The 15,188-nt window shown below is 34.2% G+C and carries 11 protein-coding genes and 2 tRNA genes; 4 read left to right on the top strand and 9 right to left on the bottom strand.

Translation table 11 applies throughout. The annotated features are described in order from the left end of the window. Nucleotides 1-10: 10 nt before the first annotated feature. The 6 genes from BLS90_RS01990 to BLS90_RS01965 form a co-directional block, all read right to left on the bottom strand. On the bottom strand, nucleotides 11-2,254 hold the full coding sequence (locus BLS90_RS01990; RefSeq protein WP_091254533.1) for a M1 family metallopeptidase: 2,244 nt from the start codon (nucleotides 2,252-2,254) through the stop codon (nucleotides 11-13). A 63-nt stretch (nucleotides 2,255-2,317) separates the two neighbouring features. Then, on the bottom strand, nucleotides 2,318-2,821 hold the full coding sequence (locus BLS90_RS01985) for a DUF6702 family protein (RefSeq protein WP_091254530.1): 504 nt from the start codon (nucleotides 2,819-2,821) through the stop codon (nucleotides 2,318-2,320). Between the two features lie 80 nt (nucleotides 2,822-2,901). Beyond that, nucleotides 2,902-3,657 carry a hypothetical protein gene (locus tag BLS90_RS01980; RefSeq protein WP_245705024.1) on the bottom strand — a complete coding sequence of 252 codons (756 nt, stop codon included), beginning with the start codon at nucleotides 3,655-3,657 and terminating at the stop codon, nucleotides 2,902-2,904. 19 nt (nucleotides 3,658-3,676) lie between these two features. Then, nucleotides 3,677-4,438 (bottom strand): peptidase associated/transthyretin-like domain-containing protein, encoded by a 762-nt coding sequence (locus BLS90_RS01975; RefSeq protein ID WP_139171370.1) that lies wholly within the window; start codon nucleotides 4,436-4,438, stop codon nucleotides 3,677-3,679. Further along, nucleotides 4,425-5,153 carry a hypothetical protein gene (locus BLS90_RS01970; RefSeq protein WP_245705023.1) on the bottom strand — a complete coding sequence of 243 codons (729 nt, stop codon included), beginning with the start codon at nucleotides 5,151-5,153 and terminating at the stop codon, nucleotides 4,425-4,427. Before BLS90_RS01970 ends, BLS90_RS01975 begins: the two co-directional genes overlap by 14 nt. After that, complete coding sequence (locus tag BLS90_RS01965; RefSeq protein ID WP_091254523.1) at nucleotides 5,143-5,898, bottom strand: hypothetical protein; 756 nt, start codon at nucleotides 5,896-5,898, stop codon at nucleotides 5,143-5,145. Before BLS90_RS01965 ends, BLS90_RS01970 begins: the two co-directional genes overlap by 11 nt. A gap of 145 nt (nucleotides 5,899-6,043) precedes the next feature. On the opposite strand from BLS90_RS01965, the gene pepE reads away from it, so the two are divergent. Beyond that, nucleotides 6,044-6,751, top strand: coding sequence for a dipeptidase PepE (gene pepE / locus BLS90_RS01960; RefSeq protein ID WP_091254519.1), 708 nt, complete (start codon nucleotides 6,044-6,046; stop codon nucleotides 6,749-6,751). A gap of 140 nt (nucleotides 6,752-6,891) precedes the next feature. Here the strand turns inward: pepE and BLS90_RS01955 are convergent. After that, nucleotides 6,892-6,964, bottom strand: a tRNA-Gly gene (locus BLS90_RS01955). 42 nt (nucleotides 6,965-7,006) lie between these two features. Further along, nucleotides 7,007-7,079: transfer RNA gene (locus tag BLS90_RS01950), tRNA-Gly, on the bottom strand. A gap of 603 nt (nucleotides 7,080-7,682) precedes the next feature. Here BLS90_RS01950 and BLS90_RS01945 point away from each other — a divergent pair. Continuing rightward, nucleotides 7,683-9,269: a L,D-transpeptidase family protein gene (locus BLS90_RS01945; RefSeq protein ID WP_091254516.1), complete on the top strand. Its 1,587-nt coding sequence runs from the start codon at nucleotides 7,683-7,685 to the stop codon at nucleotides 9,267-9,269. On the opposite strand, the gene BLS90_RS01940 is transcribed toward BLS90_RS01945, so the two are convergent. Continuing rightward, the gene (locus BLS90_RS01940; RefSeq protein ID WP_091254512.1) at nucleotides 9,258-9,980 is read right to left on the bottom strand and encodes a murein L,D-transpeptidase catalytic domain family protein; all 723 of its coding nucleotides are present in this window, start codon (nucleotides 9,978-9,980) and stop codon (nucleotides 9,258-9,260) included. The genes BLS90_RS01945 and BLS90_RS01940 overlap by 12 nt on opposite strands. A gap of 307 nt (nucleotides 9,981-10,287) precedes the next feature. On the opposite strand from BLS90_RS01940, the gene BLS90_RS01935 reads away from it, so the two are divergent. Both BLS90_RS01935 and BLS90_RS01930 read left to right on the top strand, forming a co-directional pair. Continuing rightward, entirely contained in the window at nucleotides 10,288-12,561 is a 2,274-nt protein-coding gene (locus BLS90_RS01935; RefSeq protein WP_245705022.1) for a DUF5916 domain-containing protein, read from the top strand. A 139-nt stretch (nucleotides 12,562-12,700) separates the two neighbouring features. Beyond that, nucleotides 12,701-15,118: a DUF5916 domain-containing protein gene (locus BLS90_RS01930; RefSeq protein ID WP_091254506.1), complete on the top strand. Its 2,418-nt coding sequence runs from the start codon at nucleotides 12,701-12,703 to the stop codon at nucleotides 15,116-15,118. Nucleotides 15,119-15,188 lie beyond the last annotated feature (70 nt).

Here is a 15,188-nt window from a genome sequence, read left to right as displayed (position 1 = left end):
TGGTCTTTATTTAATCAAATTTGGTCTTTATTTCTTCTTTAGGCCAAGTGTTATTTGTCACATCTATATCAGCTGTTTCTAACTTTGGATCTAATTGAATTTTTTTGATAGCCTTTTCAGTAGCGTATACTTTCTTAGCAGTATCATTATTTTTTCGCCAAATTTGAGCGGGATATTTGAACATTTCCTTTGTATCGTCTTCATAAATTAATTCAACGATAATAGGCATTAACATACCTCCTGGTTTGTTGAATTCAACTTCATAGAAATACTTTGGTGATTTTAATTTTGCTTTTTCATCAGCTGTAAAATTTTTACTTACATATTCCGAAAGTAAATTTACGTCTGCAAGGGCTAATGCTTTTTTATCTTTAGCAGATAATTCTTCGCTTGCACTAGGAACTAAATAGACGAAAGGTCCTTTTTCTTGACCAAATCTTCCTCTTCTAACTACAGCGTCCTTCAATTCTTTAGTAGCAGTCTCAGAAACATAATATTGTTTTACCTCTTTCACTCCGATATCTACAAAATCAGTGGAGTAAAACCAGCCTCTAAAAAACCAATCTAAATCTACCGCAGAAGCATCTTCCATGGTTCTAAAAAAGTCTTCCGGTGTAGGATGCTTGAATTTCCATCTGTTCGCATATACTTTGAAAGCATGATCAAACAATTCTCTTCCCATAATAGTTTCTCTTAGAATATTTAATCCTGTTGCTGGTTTACCATAAGCATTAGCTCCAAACTGAACAATCGTTTCCGAGTTGGACATTATAGGTTCCAAGAATTTTTGATCTCCACTCATGTAAGGAACAATTTTACTTGCTGGTCCACGACTAGAAGGGAAATTGGTTCCCATTTCTTGTTCCGCCATATATTGCATAAAAGTATTCAATCCTTCATCCATCCAAGACCACTGACGCTCATCCGAATTTACGATCATTGGAAAGAAGTTGTGTCCTACTTCATGAACTACTACTCCAATCATTCCGTTTTTAGTTCGCTCAGAAGTCACTCCCTTTTCGTCAGGACGACCATAATTCCAACAAATCATAGGATATTCCATCCCCTGATCCTCTGCTGATACGGAAACTGCTTTTGGATAAGGATAATCAAATGTATGGGCTGAATAGCTTTTCAAAGTATGCGCTACTGTTCTTGTAGAAGTTTCTCCCCACAGCGGATTCGCTTCTTTAGGATATACTGAAACGGCCAGAACCGTTTTATCGTTTAACTTCACTGCCATGGCATCATAGATAAATTTTCTTGATGTAGCAATTCCAAAATCCCTTACGTTTTTTGCACTGAATTTCCATGTTTTCTTTTTGTCTGAAAATCCTTTTTCAGTGGCTTCCGCTTCCGCTTGAGTTACAATAACGACAGGATTATCATAAGATTTCAAAGCTAATTCGTATCTTTTTACTTGCTCGGGTGTAAACACTTCGCTTCTATTCATCAACTCTCCCGTTGCCTCCATAACATGATCCGCAGGAACAGTAATATTGACATCAAAATTTCCAAAAGGCAACGTAAATTCTCCTGTTCCCCAAAACTGCATATTTTGCCATCCTTCCACGTCATTATACACTGCCATTCTAGGATAGAATTGTGCAATTACATATAATTTATTACCATCTTTCTCAAATAATTCATATCCGGAACGACCTCCTTCTGCTCTATAATTATTAATATTATAAGACCATTTGATTGCAAAAGAAAATTTCTCTCCCGGCTTCATTGGTGTATCTAAATTGATACGCATCATAGTTTGATTGATTGTATAAGACAAAGGATTTCCTTTAGCATCTTTTACGAACTCTATGTTGAACCCGCGCTCCAACTCTTGTTTCAAAAATTTATTAGCAAAGTTTCCTGCTGGAAAAACCTGCTCCATTCTTTGACTTTCTGCCAAAGGTGTTTGGGAGGTTTTCGCAGCTTGGTTTTGATCCAACTGTACCCATAAATACTCTAAAGTGTCTGGCGAATTATTGTAATACGTAACGGTTTCTGAACCGCTTAATTTAGAGTTTTTATCATCAAGCTCTATGTTAATCTTGTAATCTGCTTGTTGTTGATAATACGCTGGACCGGGCGCTCCTGAAGCGGTACGAAACATGTTAGGTGTAGCTAGCAAATCGTACATCTGGCTAAACTTATTGCTGTCGTACTTTCCGGTTTGTTTTGGTGTGGTGGGTGCTGTTTTTTCTTGCGCAAACAATAATGCAGGAAGAAATAAAAATAAAGATAATTTTTTCATAGGTAAGAATCTGGTTTTTCAATGGGTGAAAATAATAATTTTAAGTAGATCTATCTAAATTTATTAATATTTTAACACTCCCTTGGAAGTTGACTCCGTAAAGAGCAACGTGTTTTTAACACCCATAACAGTAAAGTGCATAATGTTTTGCTGCTCTGAGTTCCCTTCAGTGATTACTGCATTATAGATTTCAATGGAATTTATTTTTTGAATTTCCTTAATACTAAAGTAACAAATAAGCACATCGCCCTCCATCTCTTTGCTTTTGAAATGAATTGGCTTGACCTGACCATTAACTTTAATATTGAATTTTTCGTTAAAGTATTTTTTAAAAAAAATTAAATCTTCATCTGTTTCCTTTTCTGATCCTAGATTAATTTTCTTTTGGTACTTTTTCCCAATAGAGGTGTTTAAATCATCTACAAATATACGAGTCGTTATCTGGAGCATTTTCTTTTCCGGCGCATAATTAACTTGATACAGTGCAACATAAAATTTATGTGCCGTAAATGAGGTTAATGTTAGAAATAATAGGCCAAAAAAAGTAATTAATATTGTTTTTTTCATTCGAAGATTCTATTTGTTTTTTACGGGAAAATGGTATCGCCATTCTTCAATCTTATTTGTATTCTGGAATCATGGCGATTTCATTTTTCAAAAGTAGTAATTCTTTTAAACTCTTCATTCTTGGTGATTAAAAAATCAATCAGCATGAATTCATCTTGCTGATTAAGTAGGGTTCTTGATTTTGGATCATTCTCGCAATAATCAAGAAATAGTGCAATTTCTTCGCTTTTCAACTTCAAGGTATTGGTAAAAAAATAACGATCTAATCCTTTCGAAACAACATCCGAAAAATCCACTAGAGCATTTGGTCCTTCTTTTACCGCCACATCTTTTTTAAATACTTTAGAAACCATTTTGAAAATCCTAACAAAATCCATTCCGTTTTCAATAGTTCCATTTGATGGCATCGTTCTATTTATTGGCGACGATTTTGCATCGTCAATGAATTCGATATCTACAATTCCTTGAGAATTTCCTATGGCGGGTTTTATATCTGTTTTTCCTTTCACAATTACTTCTTTTAGCAGCGTCGTTTGTGCTTCTAATAAGACTACAAACAAAGGTTTTATAAAATCTTTGTCCTGAAGCACAATTTTCTTAGACTTGAAAGCAGGGCTTGAGACTAGCAGCGTGTCTTTGGCTTTAGCCAAAATATCAAAAAAACCTTGGTTGCTAATGAAAGTTCGGGTTTTAGAGTTCAAATTAAAAACATATCCGTTGTCTACCAATGTGGATTCATTTGTAAATTGACCGTGTAAAGATTTCCTGTTTCCATTTTGACCAAAGGTGAATTGGCTAAAGAAAATCAAACAAAGTAGTACTATTTTAGTTTTCATCTTGGTATTGTTAGTTATGTTAGTTTTTACTTTGCAATAAAGTTTTATATTCTTCTGCCAAAGCTATCAAAAAAAATGAAGTTTTTTGTTCATTTTTAGAATGTAAAACTTTGACAAAATTTTCGTTTTCTACTACAAAATACTTGAACCCATTTACATATTCCGCAGCTATCTTTAATTGTAGCGTGAAATATTCCTGATGATACAATTCTGAAATCAATTGTATATTCATTTCTTTTTTCTCTACGACAACTAATTTCTTAAGCCGTTTCGTTCTACCATTAATCTTATTGATAAGTGGATCTAAAGGCATTCCACCAGCCAATATACCCAATAACATGATTGCTTTGAAATCTCCTGCGGTCTTCAAATGCCTTTCTGCGGGATTATAATTTACAGGTTCTTTAGCTACAATACCTAATGAAAATACCGAAATATGCTTGTTCTTAACAATCACTTCCTTCAATTCATTCGTTTTAGCCTGCATGTGTATTACCAATCGATTGCGTATTATATCATTGCTGCTAATCTTTTTTTCATAGGTTTTAAAATTTACCTCTTTAAAAACAAGTATATCATTGGCTTTTGCCAAAATAGAAAAAGTACCGTCATTATTTGTTAAAGAGGTATTACCACTTGTTAAATTTAAGATAGTAATTCCATTGACACCTATAGAATCAACTGTAATTTTCCCATGAAGTAGCTTTTCATCGGCGGTTTGTCCAAAAGATATTTGGCAAACGAAAGATAAAAAGAACGTAAAAACTTTACTTATTTTCACTAACAATGATCTCGTTATAATTTTCAGCTAATTTTACAATTAAATACATCGTTAAAGTCTTGTTTTTTGCTCTTAATGCATTTGCAAAATCAGAATCTTCAATACAAAAATATTGAAATCCCTTGATGTAATCGGCGGGTATTTTTAAAGTTTCGGTATAATAGTTATCCTCAAAAAGGACGTCAATTCTAGCCAAAAGCTGCTCTTTTTTTTCAACGATAATTTCTTTTTTCAGCATGGCTTTTCGCCCAGATATAGTATTCAGTAATCCATCGATTCCTCCACCAGAAGTTGCTGTATATAATTTCCGCTCCGCAGCTGTATATTTTTTTTGGCCATAAGGAATAATTCCTAAACTCTCCGCTGAAATAGCCGACTCGTTAATGACAACCTCTTTCAAAATAATACTTTTGGAAACCATTTGCAAAGTAAAAACTTCTTGTTCCAGATCCTGCTGGCTCATTTTTCTGCGAACAGATTCTAGATTAACGGCAGTAAACACCAAAATATCTCCTGCTTTAACGGGGATTTTAAAAAACCCATTTGCATCTGAAATTGTTGTTTTTTCTGCTGTTAAATTCACAATATTAATGCGATCCACGGATGCAGAATCAGCACTAATTTTTCCATGAATCTCTTTTACTGCTTCTGTTTGTCCAAAAGTAACTTGCACCAACAAAAAGAGGAACAACTGTAGTGTATGTTTAATTTTCACTGGCAATTATTTGTTTGTACTTAAACGCTAATTCTCCTAATAAAAAACCAGCCATTGTTACATTTTTAGACTTCAGAACCGCTACAAATTGTTCATTTTCAACACTGTAATACTCAAATCCTTTGACATACTCTGACGGGATTTTCAATTTATGCACAAAATAGTCAATCGTAAAAAGGTTCTCTAATTGTTGTATATAAAATTCTTTCTTTTCTACCTCAACTTCTTTTTTCAACATTTTCGTTCTTCCCGAAATCCAATTTAATAATGGATCAGCCGAAACAGACCCTCCCATCATAGTTCCAGCAGTTGCAGAGGCATTAAGATCACTAGCAGTATATAACTTTCGTTCTGCTGGTGAGTATGACTTTTGCCCCTTTGGAATTATTCCTATTGCTGTTGCATTAATGTCGTTTCTCACTACAACTTCGCGCAATTCATTTATTGTGGGTATCATTTTTACCCGAAGTATTCCTTGCTCAAAATCTTTTGGAGTCAATCTCATTTTGGTTTCGTTAAATTGTGCTGCTCTAAACAATAAAGTGTCACCAACGGCTGCTTGTATATTGAAATCACCATTTTGACTTGTAATTGTAACCTTATCTGTTTTTTTATTAAGCACATAAACACCTTCTAAAACGGCAGCATCAGCAGTAACTTTTCCATTCAATTGCTGTGGAGACTTTTGTTGTGCGAACACATTTGTCGCTGCAAAAACCAGAAATAAATAAACAATTTTAAGCATTTGTCTGAAGGCGGTTATTGACCCTTTGTAAAAGTATCTTAATGCAATCTAAAATAACTACTAATGAGTTGGTAAAAAAATGTTAATTAAAAATTAGAAATAAAAAAGACTGATTTAATACCTTTAGCACAAATTATTCACAAAAATGAAAAACATACTAATCGCAAGTACCTCAACACTCGCAAACGAGGATTATCTGGCGTATTTATTGCCTGAATTACAATTACATTTTAAAAACTGTTCGACCATTCTTTTTATTCCTTATGCAAGACCAGGTGGTATTTCGCATGAAGAATATACCAATAGTGTTGCATTGGCTTTCGCCAAAATTAATAAAAAAGTGATAGGAATTCATGAGTTTGAAGATGCTGCATTAGCTGTAAAAAGCGCAGAAGGAATTTTTACGGGAGGCGGAAATACCTTTGTACTGGTATCTCAATTACACAAAAACAATGTTATGGCAATTCTTTCACAAGTAATAAAAAACGGTACACCGTATCTGGGAACTAGTGCAGGAAGTAATATTTGTGGGCTCACAATGCAAACTACTAATGATATGCCTATTGTATATCCTCCAAGTTTTCAAACTTTGGGAGTAGTTCCGTTTAATTTGAATCCTCATTATTTAGATCCAGATACAAATTCAAAACACATGGGTGAAACTCGTGAAACCAGAATAAAAGAGTTTCATGCCTTTAATTCATTGCCAGTTCTAGGACTTAGAGAAGGAAGCTGGCTGGATGTAAAAGGAGATTCCACTACCCTGAAAGGAAATTTGACTGCCCGACTGTTTAGACAAAATCAAACTCCTGTGGAATTAGAAAGTGGAACGGATTTAAGTTTTATAAAATAATAGAATAAAAAAAAAGCCAAAACAATTAAGTTTTGGCTTTGAAGAGCGAAAGACGAGGCTTTCCGTATCTGTTCGTTCACGGGATAAACTTCTCGCACAACCTTAAAATAAAAAACCTCAAAAAAATTTTGAGGTTTTAGAGCGAAAGACGAGGCTCGAACTCGCGACAACCAGCTTGGAAGGCTGGAGCTCTACCAACTGAGCTACTTTCGCATTATAACAGTAAAGAAACTTCAAAAAAAATTTAAAGTTTAGAGCGAAAGACGAGGCTCGAACTCGCGACAACCAGCTTGGAAGGCTGGAGCTCTACCAACTGAGCTACTTTCGCATTAACAACGGTGCAAATATACTTAATAAGTTTGCTTGAATGCAAATTTATTTCCCAAAAAGTCTCAATCTGACTCCTAGCCTCTTTTTTTAAAAAGGGAAATCAAATCATAAAGAATTTAATATGAAAATATTATACCTTTATAGTACACAAAAAAAAATATTTAAAAATTAATTCAAAACAGCAAAAAACAGTCACTTTGGATGCATTTCAAGTACATCAACTTTGTCTTACGGTTCAAAATCCGATAGAAAATTCGTGATTTAATAGTGATACTTTAGAGACAACCCTTCATGTTGGATTTTATTTTGCACTCAATCTTATCGCTTCGCATACTATAATTGGAGCTAAAATGAATTGTTTACCATGGAAAAACAAGAACAAATGTGGGGAATCATGGTTTCAAGCAAAAAGAAAAGGGCCGAGAGTATTAATGATATGTAAATAGAAAAAATAATACAATCAAGATATACCCTGTTTCATGAAGTCACAAACCCTAAGGAAAGCAGTTAGAATTACAAAAAAAAGTTGCCTCACAAAAAGACTATTTTATTGAAGGGAAAGAAATTTGAAACCCTTTTACCAAGCTAAAAAAACTAAGCAATGAAAAATTTATTTATAATTTTACTGCTGATCTCCTTCTTTAGTTGTAAAAAAGAAACACTAAAAAGTGCTGTAGTTTTAAAAAAAGAAATCCCCATGTTGCTTATTCAACCTGAAGGAAAACCAACCAATATCGACTCTACTTTGTTACTTTCATTCAATAACAAAGTGCTCTCCAATTTTTATAAAGCAACAAATTACAGAACCGTTTGGCAATCAGAAGAAAAGAGAAAAATAATACTCGAGGAACTTAGCCGATCAGATGAGGAAGGATTACAACCAGAAGATTACAACCTCAAATCGTTATTTGATTTTGAAAAAAAAGCGCGCTCTCTCGACTCTTTAGGTTTGGCGAAATATGATATTTTACTAACTTCAAGTTTGCAAAAATACATTGCACACCTTACAAACGGAACTGTAAATCCAAGAAAACTATATAAAAATTGGGATTTAAAAGAAAACTACATTGACCTTAACACTACAGTAGTCCAATTGCTTAACAGCGATTCATTGACTTATGAAATAGAGCAATTAAAACCGAATCATATCGTTTACAAAAGATTAAAAAAAGCACTTCAGCTCTTAAACAATTTCCCAAAAGACAACTTCAAATCGATAAAATTTACAAAAATAATAACCCCAAAAGACACCACTGCCTCCATCATTGACATCAAAAAAAGATTGATTTATTGGAAAGACATGCAACCTAATGATAGCCTTACCCCTATTTATGATCAAGAAATGGTTACGGCCTTAAAAAGATTTCAAAGTCGCCACGGTTTAGCCGCCGATGCAAAAATTGGAGCCGGAACCATTGCTTCACTTAATTTTTCTAAAACCCAACGCACACAACAAATACTGGCTAATCTGGAACGCTGGAAATGGTTTCCCAAACAAATGGGAAACGAATATATTATCATCAACATTCCCGATTACAAGTTGTTACTCGTTAAAAACAAAGATACGCTGAGAACCCACAGAGTAATCGTGGGAAGAACTAAAAGAAAAACTCCCATATTGTCGTCTACCTTAACTCAAGTGGTTTTTAACCCAACTTGGACAGTTCCACCAACTATTCTAAGAGAGGATGTTATTCCTGCCATTTTGAGGAGCCGAGAGTATTTGACACAATCGAACATTAAGGTTTATGATGCTACAGGAAGATTTGTAAGTCCTTACGAATGGCAGTTATCTCAAGCGAATACGTATCGTTATGTACAAAGTCCAGGTACTTTTAACTCGCTAGGCATGGTGAAACTTATTTTTCCTAATCGCTTTTCAGTATACTTACACGACACAAATCATAGGGATTATTTTGAAAAGATAGACCGTTCTTTAAGCTCTGGCTGTGTCAGAGTAGAAAATCCTTTAGAATTAACTGAATATTTACTCCATGATCCAGTTTCTTGGAACTTAGAAAAAATCACAGAAACGCTTCAAAAAGAAAGAACTAAATTTGTCAAAATCAAAAAAGAGGTGGCTATCCATCTATTATATTGGACCGCTTGGAGCGAGAACAACAACTTAATTTTCAGGGATGACATTTACAATCTTGACGCTAATTTGTACAATAAATTAAGAAATTGATTTTGTTCCAAATTTTGACACTCTTGAAGGATGATAAATAAAGAAACAGGATTTATCTTTTATGGCACTGATAATTTCCTTAGATAACTCAGCTGGAACAGCTGGGCAACCTTGGCTTCTACCTAATCTGTGGTTGTTTTTGATAAATGAATTAGAAACATAATCTGCTGCATGCATTACCACGCCTCTTGCTCTTGCATTATCATTTACTCCTTTTTCTAAACCATCTAGTCTAAGTGACATTCCATGTTTACCACTATAAATTTCACCTGTTGAATAAAACCCTAGGCTACTTTTAAAAGATTCTGAAGCATTTGAAAAATTAGAAGCAAATTCTTCTCCAGTATTTCTTCCATGCGCAACAAGAGAATGAAACAATATATCGCCAGTGGCTAAATCAATAACCCAAAGTCTTTTAGTATTAGAAGATAAACTAAAATCGATTAACGTTAGAATTTCTTTTTTTATCAATCCTTTTTCTTTCAAGGTATAATATCCTTTCAAAGCCTCCGTGAAACTTTCTAATTTTGGTAATGAATATGTACTAGAATGTAAATTATGGTACGCCATTTCGATTTTAGTATCAACAGTTGGCTCTAGCTTTTCGGCATAAGCAATTGAGGCACTAATCTTTGGTTCAGGAGAAATTGCAGCACTTGGGCTAAAAGAAAAAAGCATAAATAAAATAGTAAGAAGTGTCGTATAAATCATTGATTTTCTTTAAGTTACAGATTAATTCGGGTTGCAAACGTACAGTTAAATTTATCAAACTTAGTGCCTTTAACAAAAGTTTAGTCTTCTAATAACGCAAACTAGGATTAATTATTGAGTGAATAATCATAAAAAAGGCAATTTCTATGTTAATTTTATTACTTTCGTTTACATTCAATCCCAATTTATGTCAAAATTATATTTTACTACTCTCTTTTTTTTAATTTTCTTCAGTTTTGAAATTTACAGCCAAAAAAAGACACTGCAGGCAAAATCCACCTCAGAAAACATAACAATCGACGGTAAAATGAATGAGAGAATTTGGGAATCAGCCGCTATCGCCTCGGATTTCATCATGTTCGAACCTGATAATGGCAAACCGATCAGTACTGATAAAAAAACAGAAGTAAAAATATTGTATGACAACGACGCCATTTACATATCGGCCATACTGTACGATAATGAACCCGATAAAATCCAGAGAGAGATAACAAATAGAGATGTTTTTGGGGTTTCCGACCATTTCTCCGTTTACATCAATGGATTTAACGATGGTCAGCAAGATTTTCGTTTTTTTGTTAGTGCTGCAGGCGTCCAAATGGATTGTTTAGCCACGGAAGATTATGAGGATTTTACTTGGGATGCCATCTGGGATAGTGAAGTAGCGATTACGGAATTTGGCTGGGCCGTTGAAATGAAGATTCCTTATGCCGCTTTACGATTTTCCAAAGCCGAAAAACAAACCTGGGGATTGAACTTCATGCGGGAAATCAAGCGGGATGTGCAGAAATACACTTGGAATCGCATAGACACTAAAATTGGAGCGATAATACCCCAAGCTGGAATCCTAGAAGGAATTGAAAGCATACAAACACCCACCCGACTTTTTCTTATCCCGTATACATCAGCGTACTACCAAGAAAGTGACATTGGCTCTGACAGAACTTTCAAAGCGGGATTAGATCTAAAATACGGCATCAACGATTCCTTTACATTAGATGCAATTTTAGTCCCTGATTTTGGACAGACAAAATTTGATAATGCTATTTTAAACCTATTGCCTTTTGAACAAAGATTTGAAGAAAACAGACCTTTTTTTACCGAGGGAACGGATTTATTTAGCAAAGGTAGTTTGTTCTATTCCCGTAGAATTGGCGGCGCTCCCAGCACAGAGCCAACTATTACCGAGCAGGAAGAAATTACGAATTATCCCAGCACCGTCAATTTAATCAATGCTATAAAAATATCAGGACGAACTGAAAAAGGGTTAGGAATTGGATTTTTGAATGCCGTTACTGAAAAAACTAAGGCTACAATTATGAATACGGCTAATGGCCAAGTCCGAAAGGAAGTGATTGAACCATTAACAAATTATAATATGTTTGTTCTGGACCAACGATTCAATCAAAACTCCTCTGTTACCTTCGTCAATGCCAACACTACTAGAAACGGAGAATTTAGAGATGCAAATGTTTCAGCACTATTATTTGATTTAAACACTAAAGCGAACACCTACAATTTATACGGCGACTTTAAATACAATACCATCAATACTATTCATGATTATGATGGATTTAAAACAGAAATAGGAATGGAGAAAACAAGCGGAAAATATCGGTATGGATTTTCCGGGAAATATGTGTCTGAAAACTATGATGTCAATGATTTAGGAATAAATTTTTATTCGAATTATCACAATGGATATGCTCATGGAAGCTATAGAATAGTAAATCCAACTAAAGTTTTCAATACTTTCAGGATAAACGAATACGTAAATTTTGAAGTAGACAACACTTCTAAAAAATTACAAACAGGTGCTTTTGGAACTGAAATAAAAGCAACAACGTTAGACAATGACACATTGGAATTATTACTCGAAATTTCACCTTTGGAAACATTCGATTTTTACGAACCGCGTGAATATGGAAAATATGTATTTGTTCCAGAAAAAATTATTACCATACTCAATTTTACTTCCAATGATAATCATCCTTTTACAATAATTGTACAACCTACGTTCACAAAATACAATGAGAAAGGCCGAAATAGTTATGGTTTTTATCTCGGCCCAAAATACCGTTTCAACGACAAATTTTCGTTAGCGTACGCAGCTGAATACACAAAAATGAACAATGATCGCGGTTGGGTTGCCTTTGACGATTCTGGAGTTGTATTTGCAGAACGCAATCGTGAAATCCTTCAAAATGATCTTATTGGTAAATATTCGTTGAACAATAAAATGACTATCAATTTAACGGCTCGATACTATTGGTCGTATTCTAAAAATCACGACTTTTTGACGCTTCAAAACAGTGGTTATTTAACTCCAAACAACACTTATACCTTGAACAAAGACCGTAATTTCAATTCATGGAATTTCGATTTATCCTATTCTTGGTGGTTTGCTCCTGGAAGCGAAATCTCGATTTTATATCGTAGCTATGGATTAGAAAGAGCTAGTGTAGTCGAAAAAGATTTATCAAAAAACATTAAAAACATCTTTAATAGCGACCTTACCAATGTGCTTTCTATTAGCATTCGCTATTTTATTGACTACAATTCTGTTAAGAACAAATTTTAAATTTTTTATATTAAACTGTAACATTCCATTAAAAATGAAGTCTATTAAGGCAACCTTTGGAGTGAAATGGCGTTTGCTGCCTTGAAGCTATTTTGGTTTTTATATTATAGCAATCAATTATCAATCAATCAATCGCTTCATGAAAAATCAATTTCTATTTTGTTTTCTCTTACTATCCTTTATTGGCTTCAGCCAAAAAAAAGTACTCCAAACTAAATTCATTTCGGAAAAAATCGAAATTGATGGAAAACTAGAGGAACCAATCTGGCAATCAGCTGCGATAGCTTCTGATTTTATCATGTTTGAGCCTGATAATGGCAAACCAATTCCCGAAAATAAGAAAACTGAAATTAGAGTATTATATGACAATGATGCAATTTATATTGGTGCCTTACTAAACGATGAAAATCCTGAAAAAATTCTGAAAGAAATCACCCAAAGGGATAATTTTGGAACATCTGATCTTTTTGGTGTTTTTATCAATGGTTTTAATGACGGACAGCAAGATTTTCAATTTTTTGTAAATGCCGCCGATGGCCAGGCTGATTGTATTACGACTGATTCCAATGGAGAGGATTATTCCTGGGATGCTGTTTGGAAAAGCAAAGCAGTGATTACTGATAAAGGTTGGGTTGTAGAAATGCGTATTCCTTATGCTGCATTGCGTTTTTCAGCAGAAAAAAAACAAACTTGGGGCCTTAATTTTTTTAGAGAAATAAGACGAGACCGTTTTAAATATACTTGGAATTTCATTGATTCAAAACTGGGAACCTTTACCCAACAAACCGGTATTTTAGAAGGAATTGAAAATATAAAACCCCCTACCAGACTCTTTCTTTTGCCGTATTCTTCTTTTTACGTAAATGCAAATGCAGCACAAAAAACGTACGGAACACTTAAAGGCGGTTTGGATTTAAAATATGGAATAAACGACGCTTTTACGCTAGATATGATTCTTATTCCTGATTTTGGCCAAACAAAATACGATGATCAAATCCTGAACTTAGGCCCATTTGAGCAACAATTCAACGAAAACAGACCCTTTTTTACTGAAGGAACAGACTTGTTTAGCAAAGGGAATTTAGTTTATTCAAGACGAATTGGTGGAAACCCAATTAATTATCCAAGCCCTGAAGCGAATGAAGAAATTATTGACAATCCTGCAAGTGTTAATCTTATCAATGCTTTAAAAGTATCAGGAAGGACTAAAAACGGATTAGGAGTTGGGATTTTAAATGCGGTCACTGAAAAAACTTTCGCAACCATTTTCAATAAGAGTACACAACAAACTAGAAAAGAAGTAGTAGAGCCACTCGCCAATTACAATGTTTTAGTTTTAGACCAACGCTTTCGCAAAAATTCCTCCATCGCGTTTGTAAATACTAATGTGACTCGAAATGGAAGTTTTCGCGATGGAAATGTGACTGCACTAGTTTGGGATTTGAATACCAAGAAAAACACGTACAATCTTGCTGGTGATTTCAAGTACAGTTATGTTAATAGTATTGAAGCTAAAAAAGGGATTAATTCCCAATTGAACTTCTCAGAAACGAGCGGAAAATTCCGCTATGGAGTTGGTGCAGATATTACCACTAGGGATTTTGACAATAACGATTTGGGTATTAATTTCGAAACTAATTATTACAGTATTTATGGCAATTCAAGTTATAGAATTTTGAATCCAACCAAGTATTTCAACTCTTTTAATGCTAGAATAAACGCTTACTCTCAATTTCAAAAAGAAACGGGTAAAATTCAATCCAATAATATTAACATTCAGATTAACTCAAATGACAAAAAAAATCATTATTTCGGATTAGGAATGGACGCTAATCCCATAGAAACCTATGATTATTACGAACCAAGAGCAACGAATCGATTTGTTATCAGACCCACTAAAATTGGCGGATTTATTTATATTTCTACTAATTACAACAATCCTTTTGCGATTGATTTTAATCCATCCTATGCCGTTTTTGATGAGGCTGGTCGAAATTCTTACGGTTTTTCCGTTGGTCCACGGTACCGATTTAGCGATAAATTATCCCTAAACTACAACTTCAATTTTTTCAGACAAAACAATAATAAAGGATATATTGACAGCATCAATGACGATATGAATGCAGCTACGCCAAACACAATCGTCTTTGCGAATAGAAATGTAATAACGTATTCCAATACACTTTCTGGGAAGTACGCATTGAACAGCCAAATGACCTTTAACATTGCACTGCGTCATTACTGGTCGTATGCTGAAAACAAAAATGCTTTATCCCTAGAACAAAACGGAAGATTAGTAGATTTTACCGGATACACCGCAAATAAAAACTCAAGTTTTTATTCTTGGAATGCAGACTTGTCCTATACTTGGTGGTTTGCGCCAGGGAGCCAAGTATCGGTTTTATATCGAAATAATGCGGGGGCCTTTGAAAGGAATATTAATAAAGAATTCACGAATAATGTTACGAACCTTCTCACGAATGAAGCATTAAACCATGTTTTCTCCATAAGTGTGCGGTATTTCATCGATTACAATGAGGTTAAAAATAAATTCTAAATGCATTAATTTTAAAAAACAGAACCATCCACAACCAAATCATCATTATTTGTTATGCTTAGCCTCTGAA

It is taken from the genome of Flavobacterium omnivorum (assembly GCF_900099915.1).
GTDB lineage: Bacteria > Bacteroidota > Bacteroidia > Flavobacteriales > Flavobacteriaceae > Flavobacterium > Flavobacterium omnivorum.
This window is presented reverse-complemented; position numbering and strand designations above follow the sequence as displayed.

Coding starts and splice junctions, on each gene's coding strand:
- BLS90_RS01930 (WP_091254506.1), top strand. CDS start 12,701: ATGAAAAATCAATTTCTATTTTGTTTTCTCTTACTATCCTTTATTGGC.
- BLS90_RS01945 (WP_091254516.1), top strand. CDS start 7,683: ATGAAAAATTTATTTATAATTTTACTGCTGATCTCCTTCTTTAGTTGT.
- BLS90_RS01940 (WP_091254512.1), bottom strand. CDS start 9,980: ATGATTTATACGACACTTCTTACTATTTTATTTATGCTTTTTTCTTTT.
- BLS90_RS01985 (WP_091254530.1), bottom strand. CDS start 2,821: ATGAAAAAAACAATATTAATTACTTTTTTTGGCCTATTATTTCTAACA.
- BLS90_RS01965 (WP_091254523.1), bottom strand. CDS start 5,898: ATGCTTAAAATTGTTTATTTATTTCTGGTTTTTGCAGCGACAAATGTG.
- BLS90_RS01935 (WP_245705022.1), top strand. CDS start 10,288: ATGAATGAGAGAATTTGGGAATCAGCCGCTATCGCCTCGGATTTCATC.
- BLS90_RS01990 (WP_091254533.1), bottom strand. CDS start 2,254: ATGAAAAAATTATCTTTATTTTTATTTCTTCCTGCATTATTGTTTGCG.
- BLS90_RS01980 (WP_245705024.1), bottom strand. CDS start 3,657: ATGAAAACTAAAATAGTACTACTTTGTTTGATTTTCTTTAGCCAATTC.
- pepE (WP_091254519.1), top strand. CDS start 6,044: ATGAAAAACATACTAATCGCAAGTACCTCAACACTCGCAAACGAGGAT.